The sequence below is a fragment of the Streptomyces sp. SID14478 genome, assembly GCF_010548525.1.
GTDB lineage: Bacteria > Actinomycetota > Actinomycetes > Streptomycetales > Streptomycetaceae > Streptomyces.
In genome coordinates, this window is sequence record NZ_JAAGMG010000725.1 from 1 (window position 1) to 225 (window position 225).

General features: G+C 76.0%; 1 pseudogene. It reads right to left on the reverse strand.

The window, feature by feature from the left end:
- Positions 1-225 (reverse strand): annotated as a pseudogene (locus G3I40_RS23885) (cobalamin biosynthesis bifunctional protein CbiET); the annotation flags it as partial.

The following is a 225-nucleotide window of genomic DNA, read 5'->3' on the forward strand; positions in this document are numbered from 1 at the left end:
TTCCAGGTCTCGGCGACGCCCTCGTAGGACGTCTCGGCGGCGCCGCCCAGCTGCTCCAGGACCGTCATCCGGCTGGGCCCGAAGCCGCGTTCGGTCAGCAGCGCCGCGACCGTCGCCGGGGTGTTTGCCCCCGCGGACAGGACGAGCACCCGGCGGCCGTCGTGCAGCGCGGCCGCCAGCCGGTCCGCCGGGCGGACCACCAGCGTGACGACCTCGGTCTCCTCG